The following is a 23,206-nucleotide window of genomic DNA, read 5'->3' on the forward strand; positions in this document are numbered from 1 at the left end:
GTTCAGCGCCGCACCAGCGAGCGGAATCCCGCCGCGGCGCACCGCTCCACCCGGACCACGGAGGTGCGGTGGTGGTGTGTGTTCTGGGTCGCGGTGCACGATGACGTCCGGGACCCGGCCCACAGGCAGGCCACGATCACCGCGAGAATCACCAGCACCAGGGCTGCGCGAGGTACCGAGCGGCTCATAGCGCGTTCGCCTCCTCTCGCATCGTGTCGAGCTGTCGGCGGGTCTGGAGCAACTCGCCGCGGATCTCGGGCGAGGCCGCGGTGTGTGCGAGCCGCTCCAGATCTTCCAGCAGCGCACGCATGGTGGCCAACCCGACGCGCTGGGCGGAGGTCACCGATTCCCCGCCCCAGAACTGCAACCACGCCGCCGAACGCAGGCTGCGGGCTCGCGGACCGACACGTTCGAGGGCCGCGAACAGGTCGGCGGCGCGCAGATATCCGACCAGGGCGTCGGCGTCGCGGCCGGATACCGACAGGGCTGCGGCCTCGGCGTGGACCAATTCCGCGGTCAGCTCGCGCTGCTGGGGATCAGCGTCAATGAGCCGGGCGGCTTCGGCGAATTGTGCTGCGGCGTCGCGGTATCGGTTCAAGGCGTTGAGCGATTCGCCGAATTGTCTTCTGATCAAAGCGATCTCGGCCGGTGGATAGGGAATCACGCTGCCGGGCACGAATTGTCCGGACGAACCCGATACCGGAGCCAGCGGCTGCTCGAACAACGCCGCCGCCTCGGCGTGCCGCTCCGCGCGATGGTAGGCGCGCGCCGCGACCAAGGTGTGATGCACGGAATCGGCCGCGGACAGTGGTTCCCAGCGCCAGGCCGCGACCAATGCGGCGTCGGCCAGCGCGGATTCGCGACCGCGCTGGCCCGAGATCGCAGTCACCAGAAGCGAACTCAGGCGAGCCAGCTGCTCGGCGGGCAGCACCGACGCGCCCGCCTCCAGTGCCCGGCGCAGCCGCTGCTCGGCCCCGGCCGGATCCACCGCCAGCCGGGCCACGGCCCATTCGGCCAGCCGCTCGGCATCGGGCCGCTGTCCGGCATCGGTGCGTGACGCGGTGGGACGAAGCGGCGACCGCAGATCGGCGACGGCCCGAATTCCCAGCGGCAGATGATCCACGAGCGGACCCCGGTCCAACCGCGCGCGAACGGCCACACCGACCGAATCGGTGCCATTGCGAGCGTCGTATCGGGCGCACAGCTCATCGATCTCGGTCGTGAGCTGCGACAACAGCACCGCGGCGGCATGCTCGCCGACGCGCATGTCACCACGTCCGAGCGCCACCAGCCGCCGCAGCAGCACGCAGACGCCGGCGAGGAATTCCACGCGCAGATTCGCATCCGCGCCGCGGTCGCTCAGCCAGTCGAGATGCTCGTTCAGAATGTCCAGTCCGCGCGCCTCGTTACCGGTCAACGCGCAGAACTCGATGTGCTGCGCGACGGCGTGCCGCAGTCCGAGAACGCCTTTCACCAGCGGATATCCGGTCAGATGCGCGGCGCGGGCGGCATCGAAATCCCCGGTGCTCACCAGCGGCAGCAGCGCGTGCGCGGTGACCCGGTGCGGCTCGTGCGCGCACCTGCGCCGACCGTCGAGCACCGGGGCCCAGCGGCGCAGCGCATCGACATCCTGCCCCATGGACGCCGACAGCGATCCGGACCAATTGCATTCGCACGCTTCACAATCGGTCATCTCGTCGCGCGGCGCGTCCAGCGCGAGGGCCCGCAGCCGCGCGGCCTCCTGGTGCGCGCCGAGGTCCCGGGCCAGCACCGAGCGCAGCTTCAATACCGGACGCAGACTGTATCCCGCTGTGCGATAGCGACTTTCGAGTTCGTCGAACCAGCGGCGGACGGTGCCCAGCGGCACGGCCGGATTGTCGATCAGATCGCTGGTCATCCACTTCATGTACCAGTGCACCGAGCGCGACAGTTCGGCGGTGGCGTCGGGGTGCTCGTCGAAGACCCGCAGCAGCCGCACGATCGCGATCGGAGCCAGATCCCGTTCTCCCGCATGGGTATACGCCTGCACCAGCTCCAATAGCACCTCCGCCTCCGCGGCGCGATCCACACCGCCGCGCGCGGCCGCGGCGAGAGTTTCCAGGCGCCGGGTGCGTTCCCGGCCCTCGGGTACCGTGCGGGCACCGATGAGCGCGTGCCTGATCTCCGCCGAATCCATGCGTGGATGATCGCGAGCCGCTCATGTGGTGCGCTTAACAAAAGCTAATGGCCGCACCGCACTCAGATCGGCAGCAGTCCCCCGACGACGGCGGTGAGCTGCCGGGCCGAACGGCACTCGTACATCTCGACGATCTCCGCATATCGCCGCGCCGCGGAATCACCGGTCCCCCAAGCCTTTTCGGCTTCGGGGTTGAGCCAGTACGCATGTTTGGCGGTGGCGGCCAGACGGCGCAGGGTATCCAGCGCGGGATCGCGATAGTTGGTGCGCGCGTCACCCAGGATCAGCAGCGAGGTGCGGCTGGTGACCGCGTCGGGCCACTGCTCGGCAAATCCGTCCAGGGCCGCGCCGTAGTCCGAATGTCCCTCGATGCCGACCACTTTCGTCTCGGCGAAGATCCGGCGGGTCACCTGATCCAGCGGCGTCACCTGGTCGAACAGGTGCGTCACCTCGTCGGCGCGATCCACGAACGCGAAGATCCGCACCCGGGAGAACTGTTCGCGCAACGCGTTCACCAGCAGCATCGTGAAACTGGAGAAACCGGCCACCGAACCCGAGATGTCGCACAGCAGAACCAGATCCGGGCGTCCGGGGCGCGGTTTGCGCGAGACGAGATCGATCGGCACCCCGCCGGTGGACATCGATCGCCGCAGCGTCTTGCGCAGATCGATCTCCCCGCGCCGGGCCCGGCGACGCCGCGCGGCCAGGCGGGAGGCCAGTACCCGGGCCAGCCGCTGGCTACTGCGCCGCAGTTCGGCCAGTTCGTTCTCGGAGATGCGCAGGAAATCCGCGTCCTCGGCCTGCCGCTGCACACCGTAGGTGGCGACGCGTTCGCGGCCTATCCGCTCGGCCACCCGACGTCGGGTCTCCGCCTCGACAGTGCCCCGGAACTCCTTGACCCGCGCCCGTGCCGCACGTCGCGCGATCTCCGAGCCGAAGTCCGAATCATCCACTCCCGCAGCCAAACCCGCGAGCAGTTTGCTCACCAGCAGTTCGGGCTGCACATCCTTGAGCGTCTGATACGCGGAGAAGGACGGGCCGTTCGCCGACCGGTACTGCCCCATCTGCTCGACCATCTGCGCGGCGAGCTGCTGCAACTGCCGCGTGCGCTCAGCCGAGGGATCCGCGACGAGCAACTCCGCCAACATCTTTCGCAGTTCCAGGATGTCGACCTCACCGTCGGGCCGACGCGGGATCTCCACCTCATCGGCACCGACGCGCTCCCCCAGCGCGGCCGGGAACCACAGATCGAACAGTCCGTCGAAGGTGGCGCGCTGGGTGGTGCGCCGCAGCAGCGCGCAGGCCAAGCCCTCGCGCAACATCTCGCGGTCCAGCAGATCCAGCACCGCGATGACCTGTCCGGCGTCCACGGTCTCCGACGGCCCGACCGGAATTCCCCTGGCGCGCAACGCTTCCACGAAGCCGACCAGATGTCCGGACAGGCCGTGCGGCGCCGCGTCCGGGAGGTCGTCCGGCTGGGCCGCGCCGGAGGTCCGGACTCTGCCGCCGAACATCAGGCCAGCTTCAGCTCGGCCAGCGCGCGCTGGTGGTCGCTGTGGTGTTTGAGCACCACGCCGAGGGTGGCGCGCACGGACCGGTCGTCCAGATCCTTCAGGCCCAGGGCCAGCAGGGTGCGACCCCAGTCGATGGATTCCGCGACCGAGGGCAGCTTCTTGAGCTGCATCCCGCGCAGCACGTGCACGACCCGCACCAGCTGTGCCGCGACGGCGGGCTTCAGCTCGGGGACCCGGCTCTCCAGGATGCGGAGTTCGAGTTCCTCGTCGGGGAAGTCGATGTGCAGGTAGAGGCAGCGACGCTTGAGCGCCTCGGACAACTCGCGGGTCGCGTTGGAGGTCAGCACTACGAACGGGGTGCGGGTGGCGGTGATGGTGCCCAGTTCCGGGACGGTGACCGCGAAATCGCTGAGCACCTCCAGCATCAGGCCCTCGATCTCGACGTCGGCCTTGTCCGCCTCATCGATCAGCAGCACCGTCGGGTCGCTGCGCCGGATCGCGGTCAGCAGTGGGCGCGAGAGCAGGAACTCCTCGCTGAACACGTCGGATTTCGTTTCCGCCCAACCGTTCTCGGCCCCGGCCGCATCGGCCCCGGCCGCCCCGGCCTGGATGCGCAGGATCTGCTTGGCGTGATTCCACTCGTACAGCGCCCGCGCCTCATCGATACCCTCGTAGCACTGCAAACGCACCAGTTCCGCGCCCGCGACCTGGGCGACCGCGCGGGCCAGTTCGGTCTTGCCGACACCGGCCGGACCCTCGATCAGCAGCGGTTTGCCCAGGCGATCGGCCAGGAATATCGAGGTCGCGGTCGCCTTGTCCGACAGGTAGCCGGTGGTGGCGAGCCGGGAGATCACATCCTCCACCGACGCGAAGATCGGCTCGTGCACTGTTTCGATCGCCTCGTTCACCGGTCCTCCGTAATACGCTCGCTGCCCGCAGGCTCGAAGCTCGGGGCCCTGCCGTCACAGGTTGTGCAGCGTAAAACGAACCCCTACTCGAAGGTACACACCCGATGCCCGGGGGCGACAGGGTGTCCCGCGACGCTCACGGCCGAATCTGGCCGTCGCCCCACACGATCCACTTGGTGGAGGTGAGTTCGGGCAGGCCCATCGGGCCGCGGGCGTGCAGTTTCTGCGTCGAGATGCCGATCTCCGCGCCGAAACCGAACTGCTCGCCGTCGGTGTACGCGGTGGAGGCGTTGACCATGACCGCGGCCGCGTCCACCCGTTCGGTGAACTCGCGCGCGGCCCGCAGATCCCCGGTGACGATGGCCTCGGTGTGGCCGGTGCCCCAGCGGTCGATGTGCTCGACCGCGGCGTCCAGATCGTCGACGACCTGCAAGGCGATATCCAGGGACAGGTACTCCTCGGCCCAGTCCTGCTCGGTCGCGGGGACCAGGCCCGGCAGATCGCCGTGCACGGTGACGCCGGCCTTTTCGAGCGCGCCGAGCAACCGGGGCACTGCCGCGTCCGCGACGGCCCGATCGATCAGCACCGTCTCGGCGGTGTTGCACACGCTCGGGCGGCGGGTCTTGGCGTTGAGCAGGATCGACTCGGCCATGTCCAGGTCGGCGGCGGCGTGCACGTAGACGTGGCAGTTGCCGGTTCCGGTCTCGATCGTCGGCACCTGCGCGTCGCGCACGACGGCCGCGATGAGTCCGGCGCCGCCGCGCGGGATCACCACGTCGACCAGGCCGCGCGCCTGGATCAGATGGGTGACGCTGGAACGATCGTGGCTGGGCAGCAGTTGCACCGCGTCGGCCGGAAGTCCCTGTACGACAAGCGCATCGCGCAGGACGTCGACCAGTGCGGCATTCGAGCGGGCCGCCGAGGAGGACCCGCGCAGCAGGGCCGCGTTACCGGATTTGAGCGCGAGGCCGAACGCGTCGACCGTGACGTTCGGGCGCGCCTCGTAGACCATGCCGACCACGCCGAGCGGCACCCGCACCTGCCGGATCTCCAAGCCGTTGGGCAGCGTCGAACCGCGGATCACCACCCCGACCGGATCCGGCAGACCCGCGACCTGGCGCAGGCCCGCGGCGATGCCGTCGACCCGGTCCGAGGTCAGGCGCAGCCGGTCCAGCAGCGAATCGGCGGTGCCGTCGGCGCGGGCGGCCTCGATGTCCTGCGCGTTCGCCGTGAGCACCCGGTCCGACGCGGCGAGCAGCGCGTCGGCGCAGGCCTGGAGCGCGTCGTTCTTCTCGGCGGTGGTGAGCCGGGCGAGCGTGCGCGAGGCGACCCGGGCCCGCCGAGCCGCGTCGTGCACGGCCGTGCGGACGTCGTCGAGATCGGTGGCAGCGGGAGCATTCATGTCGACCAGCGTACTGACCGGGTGATACATCCCACCCGGGCATCCCCCGACGGACTGTTGCCGGGTCGCGGGATCGATTCCTAAGATGTCTGACATCTGACAGGAGGTGCCGTCGTGGCGCTGACGCCGGTGGCGAACGGATCGACCGTGGACGCCGTACTGGATCAATTGCAGGCGAGCGTGCTGAGCGGGGCGTGGCCCGTCGGGCAGCGCATTCCCGGCGAACTCGAACTCACCCGGCAGTTGCGCGTCAGCCGGTCGGCGGTGCGGGAGGCGATCCGGGCGCTGAGCCATATCGGCGTGCTCGAGGTGCGCCGCGGCGACGGCACCTATGTGCGTAGCGCCGCCGATCCGCGCCCACTGCTCCAGCGGATGCAGCGGTGCGATGTGCGGGACGTGTTCGAGGTGCAGCTCGCCTACGACGTGCAGGCCGCCCGTCTGGCCGCCCGGCGTCGCACAGACGACGATCTGGTCCGGCTCACCGAACTGCTCGAGGCCCGCGACAATGCCTCGGACGCAAGCGAATTCGGTGCGGCCGACGCGCAGTTCCACCTCGCGATCATCGAGACCACCCGCAATCCGGTGCTCATCGAGGCCGCGCGGTTCTTCGCGGCGCAGTTGAGCGAGGCATTGGGGGCGGTGCGCTCGGATCACGAAGTGCCCGAGGCCGGTCCCGGGCCGCACCGCGCGGTGCTGGACGCCATCGCGGCGGGCGACGTCGATGCGGCCGGACGGTTGGCCGCTGCGGTGGTGGAACCGACTCTGGCCGTGCTGGATTCGCTGGCCGAGCGGGAAAGATCATGACCGGGCAGCGATTACGGCTGTTGTTGATCGTGCTGGTGGCGGTCAATCTGCGTCCGGCGGTGACGGCGGTCGGGCCGCTGCTCAGCGAGATCCAGCAGCAATTGCATCTGTCCAGCGCGGCGGCGGGTGCGATGACGACGCTGCCGCTGGTCTGTTTCGGTCTCTACGGTCTGATCGCGCCGTTCCAACGACGTTCGCCCGCACCGGAAACGCTGCTGGTCGTCGCGATGGGACTGCTCACCGCGACGTTGCTGATCCGGATCATCCCGGTGACCGCGGTGTTGTTCGCGGGCTCGCTGGTGGCCGGGGTCGCGATCAGTATCGGCAATATCGCCGTGCCCGCGATCATCAAACGCGACCACCCCGAACGCGTCACCGCGGTGACCGCGATCTACACCGTCGCGGTCACCGTGGGCGCGGCCGGAGCCTCGGCGCTGGCCGTCCCGGTCGAACACGGTCTGCATACCAGCTGGCGAATCCCGTTGGCGCTGTTGGCCGTTCCCGCACTCGCGGCCGGGCTGGCCTGGCTGCCGCGGATGCTGCGGGCCCGTGGGCAGGGCACGAGCGCACCGGGCGGGCACGCCGAGTTGTGGCGGGACCGGCTCGCCTGGCAGGTAACGGCGTTCATGGGGTTGCAATCGCTGCTGGCCTACGCGGTGATCGGCTGGATGCCGACCATCTGCATCGATCGCGGGATGGGGAAGGAGGCCGCCGGATACGCGGTGTCGCTGGTCAGCCTGACCCAGGCGGTCGGGGCGATGGCGGTGCCGCTGTTCGAACGTCGCCTGCACGATCAGCGGCCGCTGGTGGGTGCGGTGGTGGTGCTGAATCTCCTCGGCTTCGCCGGGCTGGCCTGGGCCCCGATCGGTTCGGTGTGGGGGTGGGCGGTGCTGCTGGGTGTCGGCCAGGGTGTGGCCTTCGCCGCCGCGCTGTCCTTCCTGGGGTTGCGCGCCCCCGACGCGCACACCGCCCGCCAATTGTCCGGTATGGCACAGGGAGTCGGCTACCTGCTGGCCGCGACGGGACCGCTGGTGCTCGGCGCGCTGCACGATGCGGCGGGTGGCTGGACCCTGCCGATGGTCATCATGCTCGGCGTCGCGATCCTGACCGGTCTGCCCGGCCTGGCCGCGGCCCGTGACCGCACGGTCCTGCCGCACCGTGCCCCAGCCGCGACGAATCAGCAAGCTGCCCAGGTGAATTGAGGAAAGCTCACGACCTCGCCCACTGGTGACCCCAGTAGCTGTCGGCGGTCATCTCCTCGGCAACGTAGTCCGACCCGACGAGCATTCCCTCGCAACCGAATTCGAGATCCCAGCCGCCGGGCGTGCGGACGTAGAAGGAGATCATCTTGTCGTTGGTGTGCCGCCCGAGGGTCGAGGACAGGTGGTATCCCGAGGAGGTCACCCGGTCCAGCGCGCGGCCGACGTCGTCCAGCTGATCCACCTCGACCATGATGTGCACCAGACCGGGTCCCTGCGAAGGACTTCCGGGAATCAGCGCGAGGCTGTGGTGGCGCGGGTTCACACCGAAGAACCGGATCCACAGCGGATGTTCGGGCGGTCCCACCCGGAACGAGCCGCGCGCGCTGAAGCCGAGCACCTCGGCGTAGAACCAGCGCGCGGCCTCGAGATCCGGCACCGGCAGCACCACATGCCCCAAACCCATTGCGCCGGTGACGAATCGGTTGCCGAACCGGGACACCACCGGGCTGTGGTCCAGCAGCGGACCGTGGAACACCTCGACGCTCACCCCGGACGGATCGGCGAACACGATCGCCTCCTCCACGTGTCGCGAGCGCGCCTGCTCGGGTGTGAGCGCGGTGACCGCGACGTCGGCCTGCTCCAGCACCTCACGCACCAGCGCCAGCGAGGTCGCGTCGGCGACCTGCCAGCCGACCGCGAGCACCTCGTCCCGGGCTCCGGGCACCAGTTGCAGCCGGTAGGTGTGCTCGTCCATCCGCAGATAGATCGAATCCTGCTCGGGGCCTTGCCCTTCGGCGAATCCGATGGTGTCGAAGGCGAAGGTACGCCAGGCCGCCGGATCGGTGATGCCGATCCGGACGTAGCCGAGGGAGCTGAAGGCAGCCACTGTGATCACTCCTTGAATGTTTCGGCGATTGCGCGCGTCACCGATGCTCGCCGCCCGGCGCGCCCGCCGGGTCCGGCAGTCCCGCTGGACGGGAGGGTCGTGTCGAACACCCACGATCCCGGCCGCTCCCGCACCGAAAAGAGCCTCGGGCCGAAGGGAGTCGCACGGATCCACATCGCACCGAAAGTCAATACGTAGACCCGGTGACCGGAACGAATCGGTAGAAGATACGTAATTCCACCGATTCGCCGCTCCGCGTGACGGTCCACTGTGACTGGTAACACGAGTATGCAACCCGAAGGTGCCAGCCCACCCACTTCGAGACCGCATATGAGCCAACGGAGGAACATATGACCGTCACCGCGCCGCCCGTCGCCGAACGTGCCATACCCGACCGCGGCCACGCCACCGAGCCGCGCGCGATGCGTCCCGTGGCCCGGCCGATCCCGGTGTCCATGATCGAGCGGATGACCCTGATCCTGGACACGTTCGACACCCGGACCCCGACGCTGACCCTGCTGGAAATCGTTGAGCGGACCGGACTTCCGCGTTCGACGGTGCATCGGATCCTGGATCAGATGATCCGCCTGCGCTGGCTCGCGCACACCTCCGGCGGCTACCGGCTCGGCATGCGCACGCTGGAACTGGGAGGTCTGGCCGCCGAACACAACGAGATCCGCGACGCGGTCGCCCCGCTGCTGCACGAACTCGCGCAGCGCACCGGCCTGGTCGGTCATCTGGGCGTCCTGGACGGCCGCGAGGTGGTCTACCTGGACAAGGTCGGCGGCCGGTTCGCCGCCGCCCTGCCGACCCGCCTCGGCGGCCGAATGCCCGCGCACGCAACGGCTCTGGGCAAGGCGATGCTCGCCACCCTGGAGCCGCCCATCGCCGAATCGGTCGTCCGCACCCGCCCGGCCCGCCTGACCGCTCGCACGGTCTGCGAACCCGACGCCCTGCGCCGCGAACTCGACCGCACCCGGCTGCGCCAGGGCGTCGCGGTCGACCACGAGGAGTCCATGGCCGGAATCGCCTGTGTCGCAGCGCCTTTGCGCGTACGCGGCGCGGCCCCGGCGGCTCTGTCCCTCACCGGCCCGGCCGACACGATGGGTTTCGACCGACTCGCCCGGATCGTCCTCGAGGTCGCCCACGAGGCCGGACGCACCCTGCTCCCCCATCGGACGCGACGCTGATCGCAGCGCACCCGGGCGAACCGGTCGGCCGCGCCGCGCTCAGCGCCGAGCGATCCGGGCCACCCAGGCCGCGGTCTCGACCTTCCCGTCCGCATCGACACTGACACCTTCCAGCGCTTCGGGGGGCAGCGCCCCGGTGATCCGGCCGCGATAACGTCCGGTCCGCAAATCCTCCAATTCCCAACCCGCGCCGAAGGATTCGCGAATCATGCCGTCGCCGATGCGCGGCCCGAAGCCGGGCTCGGCGTCCGAGAGTGCCAGCAGCAGGACCCGGCCGCCGGGCGCGCACAACGCGTGCAGGGCGTTCACGTAGGCGGCACGGGCCTGCGGATCTTCCAGGAAGACGTGGAACAGCGCACTGTCCAGGATCGTGTCGAAGGCGCCGAGTTCGGCGGCCAGGCCGGGATCGTTGCCGATCGCGACCATGTCGGCGACCTCGAATCGGGCTGCGGGCACCCCTTTCCGCGCGGCATTCGCGCGGGCGTACGCGACCGCGCTGGGCGCGAAATCCACGCCGAGCACGTCGTAGCCGAGCGCGGTCAGGGCGATGGTGTGCTCACCCGCACCACATCCGGGGTCCAGGACCCGGCCGCGGATCCAGCCCTCCCGTTCGAGGGTCAGCACCTGCGGCTGCGGCTCCCCGATCACCCAGGGGGCGGTGTCGTTGTCGTAGACGGCGTTCCAGGTTTCCGTGGGCTGTGTCATGAACCCAGCCTGCAACCTCAACCTTGGTTGAAGTCAAACAGTTCCGGGTCAGAGCCGGTTCTCGGCCAGCCAGCGCTTGGCCCGAGTCGCGGAGGCACGGGACAACCAGGCGTCCTGCACCACCTCGCGCAATTCGTCCAGCGAAAGCTCCCCGATCCGGGAGGCCCGCACCAGCACCGACAGATGCCCGTCGAAATGCGCGGTGCTGAACCAGGGCGAATCCGGATCCTGGACCAGCGCCAGCTTGTCCGATTCGGACGGCACCCAGATCACGATCACATCCGGATAGCGCTCACCGGACTCCGGATCGACCGCGTCGGGGCGCGGCGTCCGGAAGAAGATGAACGATTTGCGCCCGACCTGATAGACCGGATTCTCCTGCGAGCCGTACTCGACCGTGACGTGCGGCATGGCCAACGCCAGCTCGTGCACGTCCTCGACCCTGGCGCGGCGCGGCCGGGCCACGGCTCAGTCCGCCAGCCCGGCGAGCAGCGCGCGGGTGCGGTCCCCGTCCTCACCGCCGACGAAGACCCCGCCGACGAACTCGGTCGCGCCCGCCTCGAAGATGGCCCGAATCCGTTCGGCCACCTGATCTTCCGAACCGATGATGGCCAGATCCGCCGGCCCCTCGGCACCCTCGCGGTCCATCATCGCCCGATACGACGGCAACGTTCCGTAGGCGGCATAGATCTTGGCGGCCTTCTCCCGCGCGCCGTCCACGTCGTCGGTGACGCACACCGGCAGCGGGCACACCACGCGCGGCGCGGGACGTCCCGCCTCGGCCGCAGCGGCGGTGACCGCGGGTGCGATGTGGTCGCGCACGGTCGCCGGACCCGTCATCCACAGCACGGTGCCGTCGGTGACCCGGCCGGCGAGTTTCAGCATCGCCGGACCCATCGCGGCCAGCAGCACCGGGACGCGTCCCTCGTTCGGCACCGACAACGCCAGATTCGCCGTGACGGTCTCGCCGGTGAAGGAGACCGGCTTGTTCTCCAGCAGCGGCATCAGCACCGACAGGTACTCCCGCATGTGCCGGGCCGGACGGTCGAAGCTGTACCCGAACATGTTCTCGATCACGATCTTGTGGGACAGGCCCAGCCCCAGCGTGAGCCGCCCGGGACCGGCCGCGAGCGCGGTGGTGCGGGCCTGCTGCGCCAGCGCACCGGGATGCCGCGGATAGCTCGGCACGACGCCGGTGCCGATATCGATCCCGGGCACCTGACTGCTCGCGACGGCCAGCGCGGTCAGCGCGTCGACGCCGAAGATGTGCGACATCCAGGCGGAATTGAAGCCCGCGTCCGCCGCGCGGCGCAGCTCGTCGGTCAGGCCGCGCAGGCCGTCCGGTCCAGTCGGTTCGTTCAACAAGATGCCGATCCGCACAGCGGGCCTCCTCGATCGCCGGATGCTGGTCAGCGGTGTTCCGCACGGGTGCGGTCACGCCTCGGCCAGCCTATGCCCCGCCGCGCCGACCGCGCGTAGGCGGTTCGTCGCGAGGCGGATTCGGGTACGCGGAGCACGCGCTAGGGTGGCGGATATGGCGCGGCGTGTCAGCGGGAACCTTCCCGCCGAGGTCACCAGCTTCGTCGGCCGCCACGACGAACTGGCCGCCGCGAAGCGTCTGCTGTCGACCACGCGGGTGCTCACCCTGCTCGGGCCCGGCGGCGTCGGCAAGACGCGGCTGTCGCGACAGCTCGGCGCGACGGTCGGGCGGGCCTTCCGCGACGGGGTCTGGCTGGTCGAACTCGCCGACGTGCACGATCCGGACCTGGTGACGCTGAGCCTGGCCGAGGCGCTGCAACTGGGCGACGACACCAGCGATCCGCTGCCCCGGCTGCTGGAATTCCTGGCCACCCAGCGGATGCTGCTGATCCTGGACAACTGCGAGCACCTCATCGATACCTGCGCCGAGCTGGTCGAACGTATCGTCACCGCGACCACGAACGTGCGGGTCGTCGCGACCAGCCGGGAGGTGCTCGGCATCGCGGGGGAACAGGTGATGCCGGTGCCCCCGCTGTCGGTCGGCACCCGGCGGCGCGGGGATGCCCCGGGTGACAGCGATGCGATGCGGCTGCTGATCGAACGGGCCGGCGCGGTCGATCCCGGTTTCACCGACACCTCGGCCGATCGCGCGACACTCGCCGCCATCTGCCGCCGCCTGGACGGGATGCCACTGGCACTCGAGTTGGCGGCGTTGCGATTTCGCGTCTTCACCCCCGCGCAGATCCTGGACCGGCTCGACGACACCATGGCGCTGCTCAACGCCGGTCCGCGCACCGCGCCGCAGCGCCAGCGCACCATCGAGGGCGCGATCCGCTGGAGCTACCAGCTGTGCACCGAACCGGAACAGCAGCTGTGGCAACAACTCTCGGTCTTCGCCGGTGGGTTGGACATCGACGCCGCCGAAGCGGTCTGCGCGCTGCCCGGCGCGGATATCGTCGGCGCGCTGACCGGACTGGTCGACAAGTCGGTGCTGGTGCTGCGGCAGGACGACGAGAAGGCCAGATATTCGATGCTGGAACCGATTCGGCAGTTCGGGCACGACCGGCTGGTCGAGTCGGGCACGGAAGCCGTGGTGCGGGCACGACATCGGGATCACTATCGGCGGCTGGCGATGCGCGGGCCACGCGCCTATTGCAGCTCCGACGATGTGGCCTGGTTCCGGGATCTGTCCCGCGAACACGCGAATCTCCGTTCGGCCCTGCAATTCTCGATGTCCGACGCGCCACGGCTGGCCCTGGACACCGCGACCGCGCTGCGGCCCTACTGGGAGCACTACCGGTTCCTGTCCGAGGGACGCCGCTGGCTCACCGACGCGTTGCTGCGCACCCCGTCGACGCCCTCGCGCGAGCGGGCGCGCGGATTGTCCTCGGCGGCGTCGCTCGCCGCGCTGCTGTCCGATCGCGAGTCCGCGGCCGGATTCGTCGATCAAAGCCTGGCGCTGGCAACGGAATTGGGCGCGGCGGACATTCTCGCCGAGAACCGGCTGGACAGCGCGTTGATCGCGTTCACCGACGGCGACACCCGGCGGGCGCTGACGATGGCCGAGCAGGCCGCCGCGCTGGCCCGCGACGCCGGGCACACCACCACCGAAATGGACAGTCTCTCTTTCGGTTTCATGTGCGCGACGTTGCTCGAGGACGACCGCTCCACCGTGATCGCGGAAACCCTGCGCGCGCTGACCGAACGCCACGGCGTACACCTGCTCGGCGGTCTGGCGCTGTGGACGGTCGGCGTCGACCACTGGCGGCACGGCAATCAGGACGCGGCCGCGGCGTACATGAGCCGCGCGGTGGAGATGTTCGCCGAATTCGACCGATGTATCTGGCTCGCTTCGGCTTTCGACGGCATGGCCTGGTCGGCGGCCGCGCGCGGGGATATGGTGCGCGCGGCCCGGCTGATGGGCGCGGCGCAGACCCTGCAACGCGACACCGTGCGGCTGGCCCACGCCATCGCCACCGCGGTCGGCGAGAAGGTTCGTATTCAGGTGCTGGAAGAGTTGGGCGAGAAGGGGTTTCGCGAGGAGTACGACAGCGGTGCGGCGCTGTCGCTGCCCGCCGCCATCGACTACGCGCTGGGTCGCACGTCCGCTCCCGATCGGATGACGCCGAAGCCGTTGCGCCCCATAGTGATCGACGATGCGGCCGTCGAGGTGCTGACCCGGCGGGAGAAGGACGTCGCTCGGCTCGTGGCGGCCGGACACAGCAACAAACGTATTGCCGCGGATCTGGTGATCTCGGTGCGTACCGCGGAAACCCACGTCGAGCACATCCTCACCAAACTCGACTTCACCTCCCGCACCCAGATCGCCGCCTGGGCCCGCGACCACGGGCTCTGATCAGGTTGTTTGCCGGGGCCAGGGTGCGAACTCGGCCGAGTTCGTCGCCACGTCGCGTCAGGCCGCGTCCGGTCAGGCCACGTACGGCACCAGCAACTCCGCCACACGGCGTTCGCTCATTCGCCGGTCTCACCGTCGATCCGCTCCCGCAGCAGATCCGCATGCCCGTTGTGACGCGCATACTCCTCGATCATGTGCAGGTAGATCCAGCGCAGACTGATCTCGCGACCGGTACGCGGGTGGATGAAGCTGTGGTCGAGCGTGAGCGGGGCGACCGCAGCCTCGCACAGCTCGATCTCGTTGCGGTACAGGGCGATATCGCGCGCGGCGTCGGCGGTGTCGACATCGTCGAACTCGCCGTCCTGATTCTGCTCGGTCGAGTACTCGAACCGCACCTCCTGCTGCGCCGCCCGCACCCGGAACCAGGCCCGCTCCACATCGGTCATATGCCTGACCAGGCCCAACAGCGACAACGACGACGGTTCGACACTGCGGATCACGAGCTGTTCGGCGGTCAGGCCCCGACACTTCCACAGCAGGATCGCGCGCTGCTGGTCGAGCATGGCCCGCACCATCGAACGTTCGTCTCCCACCAGCAGGTGTGACGGCCTGGCCAACTCCGGAGCGGTCCACGTCATACCCCGAGACTAGGGTGCCGATTCGCTTCCCGCGACCAGTCGTGGCATGCAAAAATCGCCATGGTGCACGAAATATGGCAGATCGATCAGGCGCGGACCCGCTCCATCAGCCCCGAGAACCCCACCGGTGCTCCGGGGGCGGGCGGACGCGCGACCGAGGGGACGGGCGCGAACTCCGCCCGGTATCTGGGCGTGGGCTGGAAGATATCGCCGTCGATAGATCTTCCGGCCGGTGAAACCGCCACTCTGGCAGACGTTTCCGGTCCTGGCGTGATCCGGCACTTCTGGCTGACCACCGACCGCGCGCTGCTGAACAAGATGACGCTGCGGATCTACTGGGACGACGAGACCGATCCGGCCGTCGAGGCGCCGCTGGGCTCGTTCTTCTGCAACGGCTGGGACGAACTGGCGCCGGTGAGTTCGGAGATGGTCGTGGTCGCCCCGGCGGGTGGTCTGAACAGCTTCTGGCCCATGCCTTTTCGCGCACACGCCCGCTTCACCCTGCACAACGGCGGCGACCACTCGGTGCCGGTCTACTACCAGATCACCTATCTGGAACAGGACGTGCCGCGCTCGGCGGGCTATCTGCACGCGCGGCGGCGGGAGAGCAATCCACTGGGCGATCCGGCGATTCACACTGTGCTGGAAGATATTCCGGGCCCCGGCCGCTACGTCGGCACCTATCTGGCGATCGTGCCCAACGCGCCGGGCTGGTGGGGCGAGGGCGAGATGAAGTTCTTCCTCGACGGCGACACCGAATTCCCGACCATCTGCGGCACCGGCACCGAGGACTACTTCGGGGGCGCGTGGAATTTCGATATGAAGAACGCCTACCAGACCTACTCCACGCCCTACCTCGGCCTGGTGCAGGTGCTGCCGCCGGATCAGATCTATCAGCCCGAACAGCGATTCGGCATGTACCGCTGGCACATTCAGGATCCGATCTGCTTCGACCGGAGCCTGCGCGTCACGCTGCAAGCGCTGGGCTGGCGTGACGGCGGGCGCTACCTGCCGCTGGAACATGCCGAGGTGGCCACCACGTCGATCTGGTACCAGCATCGATCGGTCACCGGGCGACGGCACCGTTTCTGACGCTCGCGACGTCGGCGGTGCTGCCGGGCCCGGGTGACCGGCTCATCGCACCGCGGCGCCGCGCAGGCCGGGCCAGCCGTAGTGCAGAGGTCCGGCGGCGAGTCCCGCACCGTGCGCGGCGGCCTGATTCCCCTGCGCCATCTCCGGGACCTGCGCGAGTTCGGGATTCTGCTTGATCAGCTCACGCCGGACCTCGTCCATATCCAGCCACATGATCTCCTGCACAACGTTTTCCAGTTGTTCGGAGGTCTTGAAGCCCGGCTCGGAGTAGACCGGCAGGCCGTCGCGGAAGGCGATCAGTGTCGGCAGGCTGCTGACCTGCGCGATCGCCGCCAACTGCTGTTCGGCGTCGGCGTCGACGGTCGCGTGCACGATGTCCGGGTGCATGCGCGCCGACTCCTCGTACACCGGCGCGAATCTGGTGCACCACCCACACCAGGTCGCCCAGAAATCCACCAGCACGATGCCGCCACCGGAGACGACCTGTTGGAAATTCTGCTCATTCAGCACCTGCGTCGGCATACGGCCCTCCCGGTACGACATCTCACCTGCATGATTTCGAATTCTTCCACGAAACCCCGGCTACGTCACCGTCCGGGACACCGTCCCGCTTCGACGGCACATGCGTGAGCTGCGGGCCGAGGCGTGGAAGCGCGGTCCGCCGAAGCACCGCACCAGCCGCGCGTACCGGCTTCAGCGGGCGGTGGGGGTCGTTGTCACGGCACGGCGCGGCGCAGCATTTCGAGCGCGGGAAGAGTCAGTCCGCGGCGGTACGGTGCTGTTCGGATGCCAGGAAATGAGCTGTGTCGCAAGTGGATTCGTACAGCTTCCGGTAGTGCCGGTAGTACCGCGTGTACAGCTCGGTGTGCGCGGGATCCGGTTCCACCGTCGTGACCACGGGATTCCAGGGGCCCGTATCCACCCCCGCGGCCTCGGCGGCGAGCATGGCGTCACCGAGGCAGGCGCCGATCGTCTCGGCCGGAAGTTGCTGCGGCAATCCGGTGATATCGGAGACGATGCGCGTCCACAGACCGCCCTTGGTCCCACCCCCGACCGCGACCAGACGATGCGCCCGGCCACCGGCCTCGGCCATCGCCTCGAGATTGTGGCGCACGCCGTAACCGATGCCCTCGAGGGCCGCGCGGTAGAGCTCGGCGCGACCGTGCGTGAGGGTCAGGCCCGCGACGATGCCGCGCGCGTCCGGATCGAACAGCGGCGTGCGTTCACCGGCGAAATAGGGCACCAGGAGCAGCCCGCGACTGCCCGCCGGAACCCGGCCCGCCGCCGCCACCAGATCGGTGAACTCACCGCCCACCAGACGCCGCAGCCAATCGGTCACCGCACCGGAGGTGGCCATTCCGGCGGCGAGAGTGTATGTGCCGGGCCAGGTTCCGCACGTCCCCCACAGGCCCGGATGCGGATGCGGATCGGTCAGCACCTGCACCAGGAACATGGTGGTGCCGTACATGACCATGGCGTCACCGGGCGCGCGCACCCCGACGCTGGTGGCCTCGGCCCAGGCGTCGATCGTGCCGGTGGTGACGGGCAGGCCGACCGGAAGTCCGGTGGCGGCGGCCGCTTCGGGCGTCACCTGCCCGACTATCTCTGTGGGCCAGCACAATTCGGGCAGTTCGAGTCCGGGCGCGACCGCGTCCGCCCAGTCCGCGGCCCATTCGCGGCGGCGCAGATCGTACATCGGCACACATTGGCTCGCCGATTGATGATCGAGCACATAGCGACCCGTGAGTCGTTGCACCAGAAAGGAACTCGCCATCAACAGCTTGCGGGTGCGCGCGTAGACATCAGGTTCGTGCCGGGCCAGCCAGCGCACCTTCGGCCCGACGGCTTGACTGGTGAGCGGCGAACCCGCACGCGAAAGCACCTGCCGCACACCGAGTTCCGCATTCAACTCGGCGATCTCGACAGTCGCGCGAGTATCGACACCGTAGAGGATCGCCGGCCGCAACGGAGCGCCCGACGCGTCCGCGGGCAACAGACACGGCCCGATACCGCTGACCGCCAACCCCGCCACCGCCCCCCGCCCCACCACATCGAGCAGTTCCCGCGCGATCGCGACGAAATCGGCCCACCACACCGTCTCCGCATCATGCTCGACCCACCCCGGCCGCGGCGTCGAAACCCCGTGCGCCCGTTCGGCTCTGGCCACGATCACACCATCGGCGTCGACCACCACCCCCTTCGACCCCGACGTGCCGATATCGATCCCGAGAAACATCCAGCGCTCCCCTTCCTCACACCCGGACACCGTCCACCGACCCGCGCCACCAGAATTACAGCTCCACACCCCACCCGACCACACTTCACGGAACTCCGCGTGGATTCCGCGCGAAACCGGTCCGTACCCCTGCCGTGCCCGATCTCCGATGAACATTGCCGAAGTCAGTGTGGATCGAATACCGATGCATGCGCACCACTCACCCGTCCGTCGGATACGGCCCAGCGCAGCAGTCTGCTTGGCGGCGAACCGTAGGCGCCCAATGCAGTGCCGTACGCGCCTGATGAAGGCAGTGCGACGAGTAACGACACGCCGCCGGAACGAGCCGACCGCGACGTTCAGCTCGGGTCTGCAAATTCCAAAGGTCGAATATCGGCCGCTCTGCCCCGGCCCGCGGTGGTGATCCACCGATCACCACTATCGGCGACGACCTCGGCGGCACGAGCTTCCGATACGATCCTCGATAAGGAACGTTCAGGTCGGGTCCGCGAAGTGCAGGGGTGCGATGTGGACGCCGCCCTGGCCCCAGCCCGCGGTGGTGATCCACCAGTCGCCGCCGTCGGTGACGATCTCGGCGGCGTGGGCCTCGATGTGGCCGACGCGATCCTCGATGCGGAAGTGCAGCGGGTCGGTGCTGCGGAAGACGTCGGTGCCGATGTAGTCGGGGCGCGGGCCGATGAACAGGTACCAGGAATCGTTGTGTCGCACGACGAACGGGGATTCGGTGGGTCCGGCGCCGGTGCCGGTGGCGGGGTCGGTGTAGGCGATCGCGCGATCGCTCCAGTGCACGAGGTCGGTACTGGTCCGATAGGCGACGACGTGGTTGCCGCCCTCGGGTTCACTGGTCGCGCAGTAGTACATGACCCAGTGGTCGTCCAGGCGCATCACCATCGGGTCGCGGGCGTCGTAGCCGTCGCGGAACACCGGTCCCCGCGGATGACGTGTCCACTCCCGCAGATCGGTGGAGGTGGCCAGATTCATCGCGGTGGCGGTGCGCTGCTCGCCGCCGCCGTCGTAGAACATGGCGTAGCCCGCACCGCTGTCGATCACGTGCGGTGCCCACAGATGCGTCTCGCCGTACGCGCGGTCGACGTCCAGCGCGGGCGGCCGTTTCGTCCACGGTCCCAGCAGATGGTCGGCGGTGGCGTGTGCGAACTGCGTCTCGTCCCAGGGATCGGCCGGTTCGGGATGGGTGATGCCGAACAGGTGCCAGCGCCCGTCGCGATCGCGAATCACGGTGTGGTCGTTGATGTACCACGGCTGCGCGCGGTCGTCGCTCGGATCGTAGATGTGTTGGAAAGGGCCCGCTGTCACCTGCATACGGCTACCGTGCCGCCTCGCTCGGACCCGCACACGCCGACACGCCGTCGACCCGGGGTCGGGCGGATTCCGGTGCGTTTCGGGTACCCAGTCACCATGGCAGGGCATCCGCGTCGGACGGCGTTCCTCGGCACGCTGATGATGCTGGTCGCCTTCCTCACCGCACTGTGGGTGCACGACCTGCCGACGACGGCGCTGCGGGTGATCGCCTACGTCCTGCTGTTCCTGATCGCAGCCGTCGGTTTCGTTATGAGCTTCCGCGACTATTCGTGAGATCCCGGGCGGCTCAGCGTCTGCGGATCAGACCGCCGAAACCCGCGCCCAGCATCATGAATCCGGAGATCAGCGCGAAACCGTTGGTGACCCAGGAATGCAGCGCCACCTGCCAGGTGGAATCGATGTACGGCAGGTCGCCGATCAGGCGGAAGGTGTCGTCGGGGAACAGGATGTGCAGGATCCCCGGGAACACGCCGAACACCAGCCCGGCCACGAAGGTCCCCGCCGGAGAGAACGCGGCCATCGCCGCCACCAGCATCAGCAGGACCGAGCCGACGATGATCTCACCGGCCGCGGTCCAGCGATCGGTGACGCCGCCGATGATCACCCAGTACCGGATGTCCGCACCGCCCTTGGCCGCGAAGGCGATTCCGATCGGCGTCAGCACCAGCCCGATCAGCACACCGATCACGGTGCGGCTGGTCACGCCGTGGCTCTGGAACTGCGCGCCGGGTGGCGCCCAGCCCGGGGGTGACTCGAACTTGTTCGGCATCGCCCGTCCTCCCTGTTCCCACGGTGCCCGAGGGCTTGATCGCCGCTGCCGCACCCATTGTCGCGCCCGACGCCTGAAATATCCTCGCGGACGCCGAAATCCTTTGCGTGACGACTCGCCGGGTTGCGGACGGTTAGCATCGGATATGCCCGATGTGAACTCACAGCCTCCCGACATCGCCGGTGTGCGCCGCAGCCACATCACCGCCCGCGGTGTGCGATTCCACGTCACCGAGGCGGGCCCGGCCGACGGCCGCCCGGTGCTGGTCCTGCACGGCTGGCCGCAGCACCACTACACCTACCGGCACCTGCTCGCCGACCCGCCGGAAGGGCTGCGGATCATCGCGCCGGACCTGCCCGGCTACGGCTGGTCCGGCCCGGCGCCGCACCGCTGGTACAAGGAAGAGGTCGCCAGTGATGTACTGGCCCTGCTGGATTCGCTCACCTCCGAACGCGTACTGCTGGTCGGCCACGACTGGGGTGGGTACATCGGCTTCCTGATGGCGTTGCGCGAGCCCGAGCGGTTCGCCGGATTCATGCCGCTGAACATCGTGCATCCCTGGCAGACCCCGCGCGGGCTCGCACCGCACGTCTGGCGATTCCTGCTGTATCAACCGCTCGTCGCGGCGCTGGGTATGCCGCTACAACAGCGCACCCCCTTCCTGGACTGGGTGTTCCGGCTCGCGATCGCCGATTCCACCGAATTCACACCGAACGCGGTGCGCGTCTACACCGACCGCTTCCGCGATCCGGTCCCTGCCCGCGCGGCCACCGATACCTATCGGACGTTCCTCCTTCGTGAGATCCCCGCTCTGCGCAAGGGTGAACGCCGTCGCGCCACCCTCCCCATCCGCGCCCTGTTCGGCACCGCCGACGGGGCCATCCACCGTTCCCTCGCCGCCGCCGAAACCGCCGACGCCACCGACTACACCGTCGAATACATCTCGGGCTGTGGACATTTCCTCCCCGAGGAACGCCCCGACCTGGTCCGCGCACACCTGGTCACCCTGGCCGCCGACACCGCCTGACGCGATGGCACACGGCACGTGCACATCACCTCCGCGATCCACCTGACCGCCGGTGGACTCCGACGCGGCCGAACTTGGTTCGTGCCGCCGGACGGACGCGTGCGTGATGATCCGGTGATGCCGCTGCACCGCACCTCACGCCCGATTCCCTGGCCCGCGTTCTGCCCCGGCAACCACCGGCACCGATCGCCTGACCTGGCTCGGACCGTGGGGTCCGAACCAGGCCGCGACAACGTGCCTATCAATATCCGGCACGAATACCGTTGCCGGGCAGAGACTTCGGACCAGCTCAGAGACTTCGGATCAGCAACGGACTGGGTTCGGGTAGCGACGACGGCCGGATGTGTCCCTGTGGGCGTTGCCGACCGACGCGGGCCAGCGCGACGCGGAAGCGGCCGAAGACCGCGTCGGTGGGTAACTCGTCCCAGACCCAGCGGATGACGTGGAACCCGGTGTTGCGCAACGCATCCTCTCGTCGCCGCTCGGCCGCTGCCGTATCCACCGGATCGTATCCGGGGTGCGCGCGGCGACCGTAGCGGGTGCGGCCGTCGAATTCGCCGACTACGCCGGTATCGCCGAAATAGAAGTCGACCCGGCCCAGGAATCTGCCCTCGGCGGTGAAGACATCGCCCTGCGACTGCGGGATCGGCAGGCCCAGGTCGCGCAGCATCACCCGGCTGCGCGACTCCCCGACGCTCTCGCTGCGCGGATTGAGGAACTTCACCACCTGCCGCGCCCGCTCGATACCCCGGCGCCGATTCGCCGCAGTCAACTCCACCTCGAGATCGGTTGTGGTGACACCGTATTCGCGGGCCAGCCAGTCGCCCGCGACGACCGCGGATTCGAACGACACCGTGCGGCCCAGATCGAGGATGGTGCGCGCGGGCGTGCTCAACAGCAGTCCGTCGACCTCGGCCACGGCATCGATCGGCGTGCAGTGCACCTTCAGATCCGGTTTGATCCGGCCGCCGTTGCTGCGATTGCGCGTGACGCACAGGCGATCCATCGGCGCGGCCCAGATCGGCGCGCCGTAGATCGCCGCCGCGGACTGATGGCTCACCACCGCGTCGGCCGCCATCTCCGGCAACACCGCCGCGGCCAACATGCGGTGGCGGGCAACAGCATCCAGCTCCGCGTAGATCGCCTCCTCCGAGTAGACCCCGCGCCGCAGCCGCCGCCACCGCCCACCGGCACACATCCGGCGGATCTGATCGTCGGTGACGCCGCGGGCCAGCGCGTCACGTCGCCGGTGGATCCGGGCCGATTCGACCGCCCGCACGGATTCGGGTTCGGCGACGGTGTCGTCGTCGGGCGGGATGTCGACGTCCCGCACATCCCCCGAGGCCGCCGCACCGAGCGCCGCGCGGCAGTCCGACAACCCACCGGCGTGCGCGAGCCGATGCGCGATACGCGGGCCCGACGCGGAACCGAAGACCGGATGTAATCCCGTGGCGCTCATCGGAAATCGGTCTCCGGACGCGGACGCCGCGGCGGGCGCGAGG

22 protein-coding genes are annotated in these 23,206 nt (G+C 69.0%); 7 read left to right on the forward strand and 15 right to left on the reverse strand.

What is annotated here, in order from left to right:
- Nucleotides 1–2: 2 nt before the first annotated feature.
- From NRB20_RS19090 to NRB20_RS19110, 5 genes are all read right to left on the reverse strand, one after another.
- On the reverse strand, nucleotides 3–188 hold the full coding sequence (locus tag NRB20_RS19090; protein WP_153411456.1) for a hypothetical protein: 186 nt from the start codon (nucleotides 186–188) through the stop codon (nucleotides 3–5).
- Complete coding sequence (locus tag NRB20_RS19095) at nucleotides 185–2,176, reverse strand: hypothetical protein (RefSeq protein ID WP_153411457.1); 1,992 nt, start codon at nucleotides 2,174–2,176, stop codon at nucleotides 185–187. The genes NRB20_RS19090 and NRB20_RS19095 overlap by 4 nt, the downstream gene beginning before the upstream one ends.
- Nucleotides 2,177–2,238: 62 nt before the next feature.
- Nucleotides 2,239–3,690 (reverse strand): vWA domain-containing protein, encoded by a 1,452-nt coding sequence (locus NRB20_RS19100; RefSeq protein ID WP_153411458.1) that lies wholly within the window; start codon nucleotides 3,688–3,690, stop codon nucleotides 2,239–2,241.
- Complete coding sequence (locus NRB20_RS19105) at nucleotides 3,690–4,598, reverse strand: AAA family ATPase (protein WP_319945103.1); 909 nt, start codon at nucleotides 4,596–4,598, stop codon at nucleotides 3,690–3,692. Before NRB20_RS19105 ends, NRB20_RS19100 begins: the two co-directional genes overlap by 1 nt.
- Nucleotides 4,599–4,734: 136 nt before the next feature.
- Nucleotides 4,735–6,000, reverse strand: a complete 1,266-nt coding sequence (locus NRB20_RS19110; protein ID WP_153411459.1) for a glutamate-5-semialdehyde dehydrogenase — start codon at nucleotides 5,998–6,000, stop codon at nucleotides 4,735–4,737.
- A 114-nt stretch (nucleotides 6,001–6,114) separates the two neighbouring features.
- On the opposite strand from NRB20_RS19110, the gene NRB20_RS19115 reads away from it, so the two are divergent.
- Together NRB20_RS19115 and NRB20_RS19120 are read left to right on the forward strand one after the other, a co-directional pair.
- On the forward strand, nucleotides 6,115–6,804 hold the full coding sequence (locus NRB20_RS19115; RefSeq protein WP_319945104.1) for a FadR/GntR family transcriptional regulator: 690 nt from the start codon (nucleotides 6,115–6,117) through the stop codon (nucleotides 6,802–6,804).
- Nucleotides 6,801–8,006, forward strand: coding sequence for a CynX/NimT family MFS transporter (locus tag NRB20_RS19120; protein WP_153411460.1), 1,206 nt, complete (start codon nucleotides 6,801–6,803; stop codon nucleotides 8,004–8,006). The genes NRB20_RS19115 and NRB20_RS19120 overlap by 4 nt, the downstream gene beginning before the upstream one ends.
- Before the next feature lie 7 nt (nucleotides 8,007–8,013).
- Here NRB20_RS19120 and NRB20_RS19125 read toward each other — a convergent pair whose 3' ends face one another.
- Nucleotides 8,014–8,892 (reverse strand): VOC family protein, encoded by an 879-nt coding sequence (locus NRB20_RS19125; protein WP_319945105.1) that lies wholly within the window; start codon nucleotides 8,890–8,892, stop codon nucleotides 8,014–8,016.
- Between the two features lie 350 nt (nucleotides 8,893–9,242).
- On the opposite strand from NRB20_RS19125, the gene NRB20_RS19130 reads away from it, so the two are divergent.
- Complete coding sequence (locus NRB20_RS19130; protein ID WP_319945106.1) at nucleotides 9,243–10,082, forward strand: IclR family transcriptional regulator; 840 nt, start codon at nucleotides 9,243–9,245, stop codon at nucleotides 10,080–10,082.
- A 39-nt stretch (nucleotides 10,083–10,121) separates the two neighbouring features.
- Here the strand turns inward: NRB20_RS19130 and NRB20_RS19135 are convergent, their stop codons facing one another.
- Genes NRB20_RS19135 through NRB20_RS19145 form a run of 3 tightly spaced genes read right to left on the reverse strand, consistent with a single transcriptional unit; the run spans nucleotide 10,122 to nucleotide 12,167 of the window.
- Nucleotides 10,122–10,787 (reverse strand): class I SAM-dependent methyltransferase, encoded by a 666-nt coding sequence (locus tag NRB20_RS19135; protein WP_153411462.1) that lies wholly within the window; start codon nucleotides 10,785–10,787, stop codon nucleotides 10,122–10,124.
- A gap of 48 nt (nucleotides 10,788–10,835) precedes the next feature.
- Nucleotides 10,836–11,198, reverse strand: a complete 363-nt coding sequence (locus NRB20_RS19140; RefSeq protein WP_153411555.1) for an MmcQ/YjbR family DNA-binding protein — start codon at nucleotides 11,196–11,198, stop codon at nucleotides 10,836–10,838.
- A 57-nt stretch (nucleotides 11,199–11,255) separates the two neighbouring features.
- Nucleotides 11,256–12,167, reverse strand: a complete 912-nt coding sequence (locus NRB20_RS19145) for an LLM class F420-dependent oxidoreductase (protein WP_319945107.1) — start codon at nucleotides 12,165–12,167, stop codon at nucleotides 11,256–11,258.
- A 154-nt stretch (nucleotides 12,168–12,321) separates the two neighbouring features.
- On the opposite strand from NRB20_RS19145, the gene NRB20_RS19150 reads away from it, so the two are divergent.
- Nucleotides 12,322–14,622 (forward strand): LuxR C-terminal-related transcriptional regulator, encoded by a 2,301-nt coding sequence (locus NRB20_RS19150; RefSeq protein WP_153411464.1) that lies wholly within the window; start codon nucleotides 12,322–12,324, stop codon nucleotides 14,620–14,622.
- Between the two features lie 116 nt (nucleotides 14,623–14,738).
- On the opposite strand, the gene NRB20_RS19155 is transcribed toward NRB20_RS19150, so the two are convergent.
- Nucleotides 14,739–15,260 carry a DinB family protein gene (locus NRB20_RS19155; RefSeq protein WP_153411465.1) on the reverse strand — a complete coding sequence of 174 codons (522 nt, stop codon included), beginning with the start codon at nucleotides 15,258–15,260 and terminating at the stop codon, nucleotides 14,739–14,741.
- Between the two features lie 60 nt (nucleotides 15,261–15,320).
- Here NRB20_RS19155 and NRB20_RS19160 point away from each other — a divergent pair, with 60 nt between their 5' ends.
- Nucleotides 15,321–16,352, forward strand: a complete 1,032-nt coding sequence (locus NRB20_RS19160; RefSeq protein ID WP_153411466.1) for a glycoside hydrolase family 172 protein — start codon at nucleotides 15,321–15,323, stop codon at nucleotides 16,350–16,352.
- A 42-nt stretch (nucleotides 16,353–16,394) separates the two neighbouring features.
- On the opposite strand, the gene NRB20_RS19165 is transcribed toward NRB20_RS19160, so the two are convergent.
- The 3 genes from NRB20_RS19165 to NRB20_RS19175 all read right to left on the reverse strand — a co-directional run bounded on the left by NRB20_RS19165 (nucleotide 16,395) and on the right by NRB20_RS19175 (nucleotide 19,908).
- A complete protein-coding gene (locus tag NRB20_RS19165; protein WP_153411467.1) occupies nucleotides 16,395–16,874 on the reverse strand; it encodes a thioredoxin family protein in 480 nt (159 codons plus the stop codon).
- A gap of 235 nt (nucleotides 16,875–17,109) precedes the next feature.
- Nucleotides 17,110–18,588, reverse strand: coding sequence for an FGGY-family carbohydrate kinase (locus NRB20_RS19170; protein WP_153411468.1), 1,479 nt, complete (start codon nucleotides 18,586–18,588; stop codon nucleotides 17,110–17,112).
- A gap of 474 nt (nucleotides 18,589–19,062) precedes the next feature.
- A complete protein-coding gene (locus NRB20_RS19175; protein WP_153411469.1) occupies nucleotides 19,063–19,908 on the reverse strand; it encodes a glycoside hydrolase family protein in 846 nt (281 codons plus the stop codon).
- A gap of 96 nt (nucleotides 19,909–20,004) precedes the next feature.
- Between NRB20_RS19175 and NRB20_RS19180 the strand changes: the two genes are divergently transcribed.
- Nucleotides 20,005–20,181, forward strand: coding sequence for a hypothetical protein (locus NRB20_RS19180; protein WP_153411470.1), 177 nt, complete (start codon nucleotides 20,005–20,007; stop codon nucleotides 20,179–20,181).
- Between the two features lie 13 nt (nucleotides 20,182–20,194).
- On the opposite strand, the gene NRB20_RS19185 is transcribed toward NRB20_RS19180, so the two are convergent.
- Nucleotides 20,195–20,677 carry a hypothetical protein gene (locus tag NRB20_RS19185; protein WP_153411471.1) on the reverse strand — a complete coding sequence of 161 codons (483 nt, stop codon included), beginning with the start codon at nucleotides 20,675–20,677 and terminating at the stop codon, nucleotides 20,195–20,197.
- Between the two features lie 154 nt (nucleotides 20,678–20,831).
- Between NRB20_RS19185 and NRB20_RS19190 the strand changes: the two genes are divergently transcribed.
- Entirely contained in the window at nucleotides 20,832–21,704 is an 873-nt protein-coding gene (locus tag NRB20_RS19190; protein ID WP_319945122.1) for an alpha/beta fold hydrolase, read from the forward strand.
- 289 nt (nucleotides 21,705–21,993) lie between these two features.
- Here the strand turns inward: NRB20_RS19190 and NRB20_RS19195 are convergent, their stop codons facing one another.
- On the reverse strand, nucleotides 21,994–23,163 hold the full coding sequence (locus tag NRB20_RS19195; protein WP_227833642.1) for an endonuclease domain-containing protein: 1,170 nt from the start codon (nucleotides 23,161–23,163) through the stop codon (nucleotides 21,994–21,996).
- Nucleotides 23,164–23,206 lie beyond the last annotated feature (43 nt).

Source organism: Nocardia macrotermitis, from assembly GCF_009604405.1.
GTDB lineage: Bacteria > Actinomycetota > Actinomycetes > Mycobacteriales > Mycobacteriaceae > Nocardia > Nocardia macrotermitis.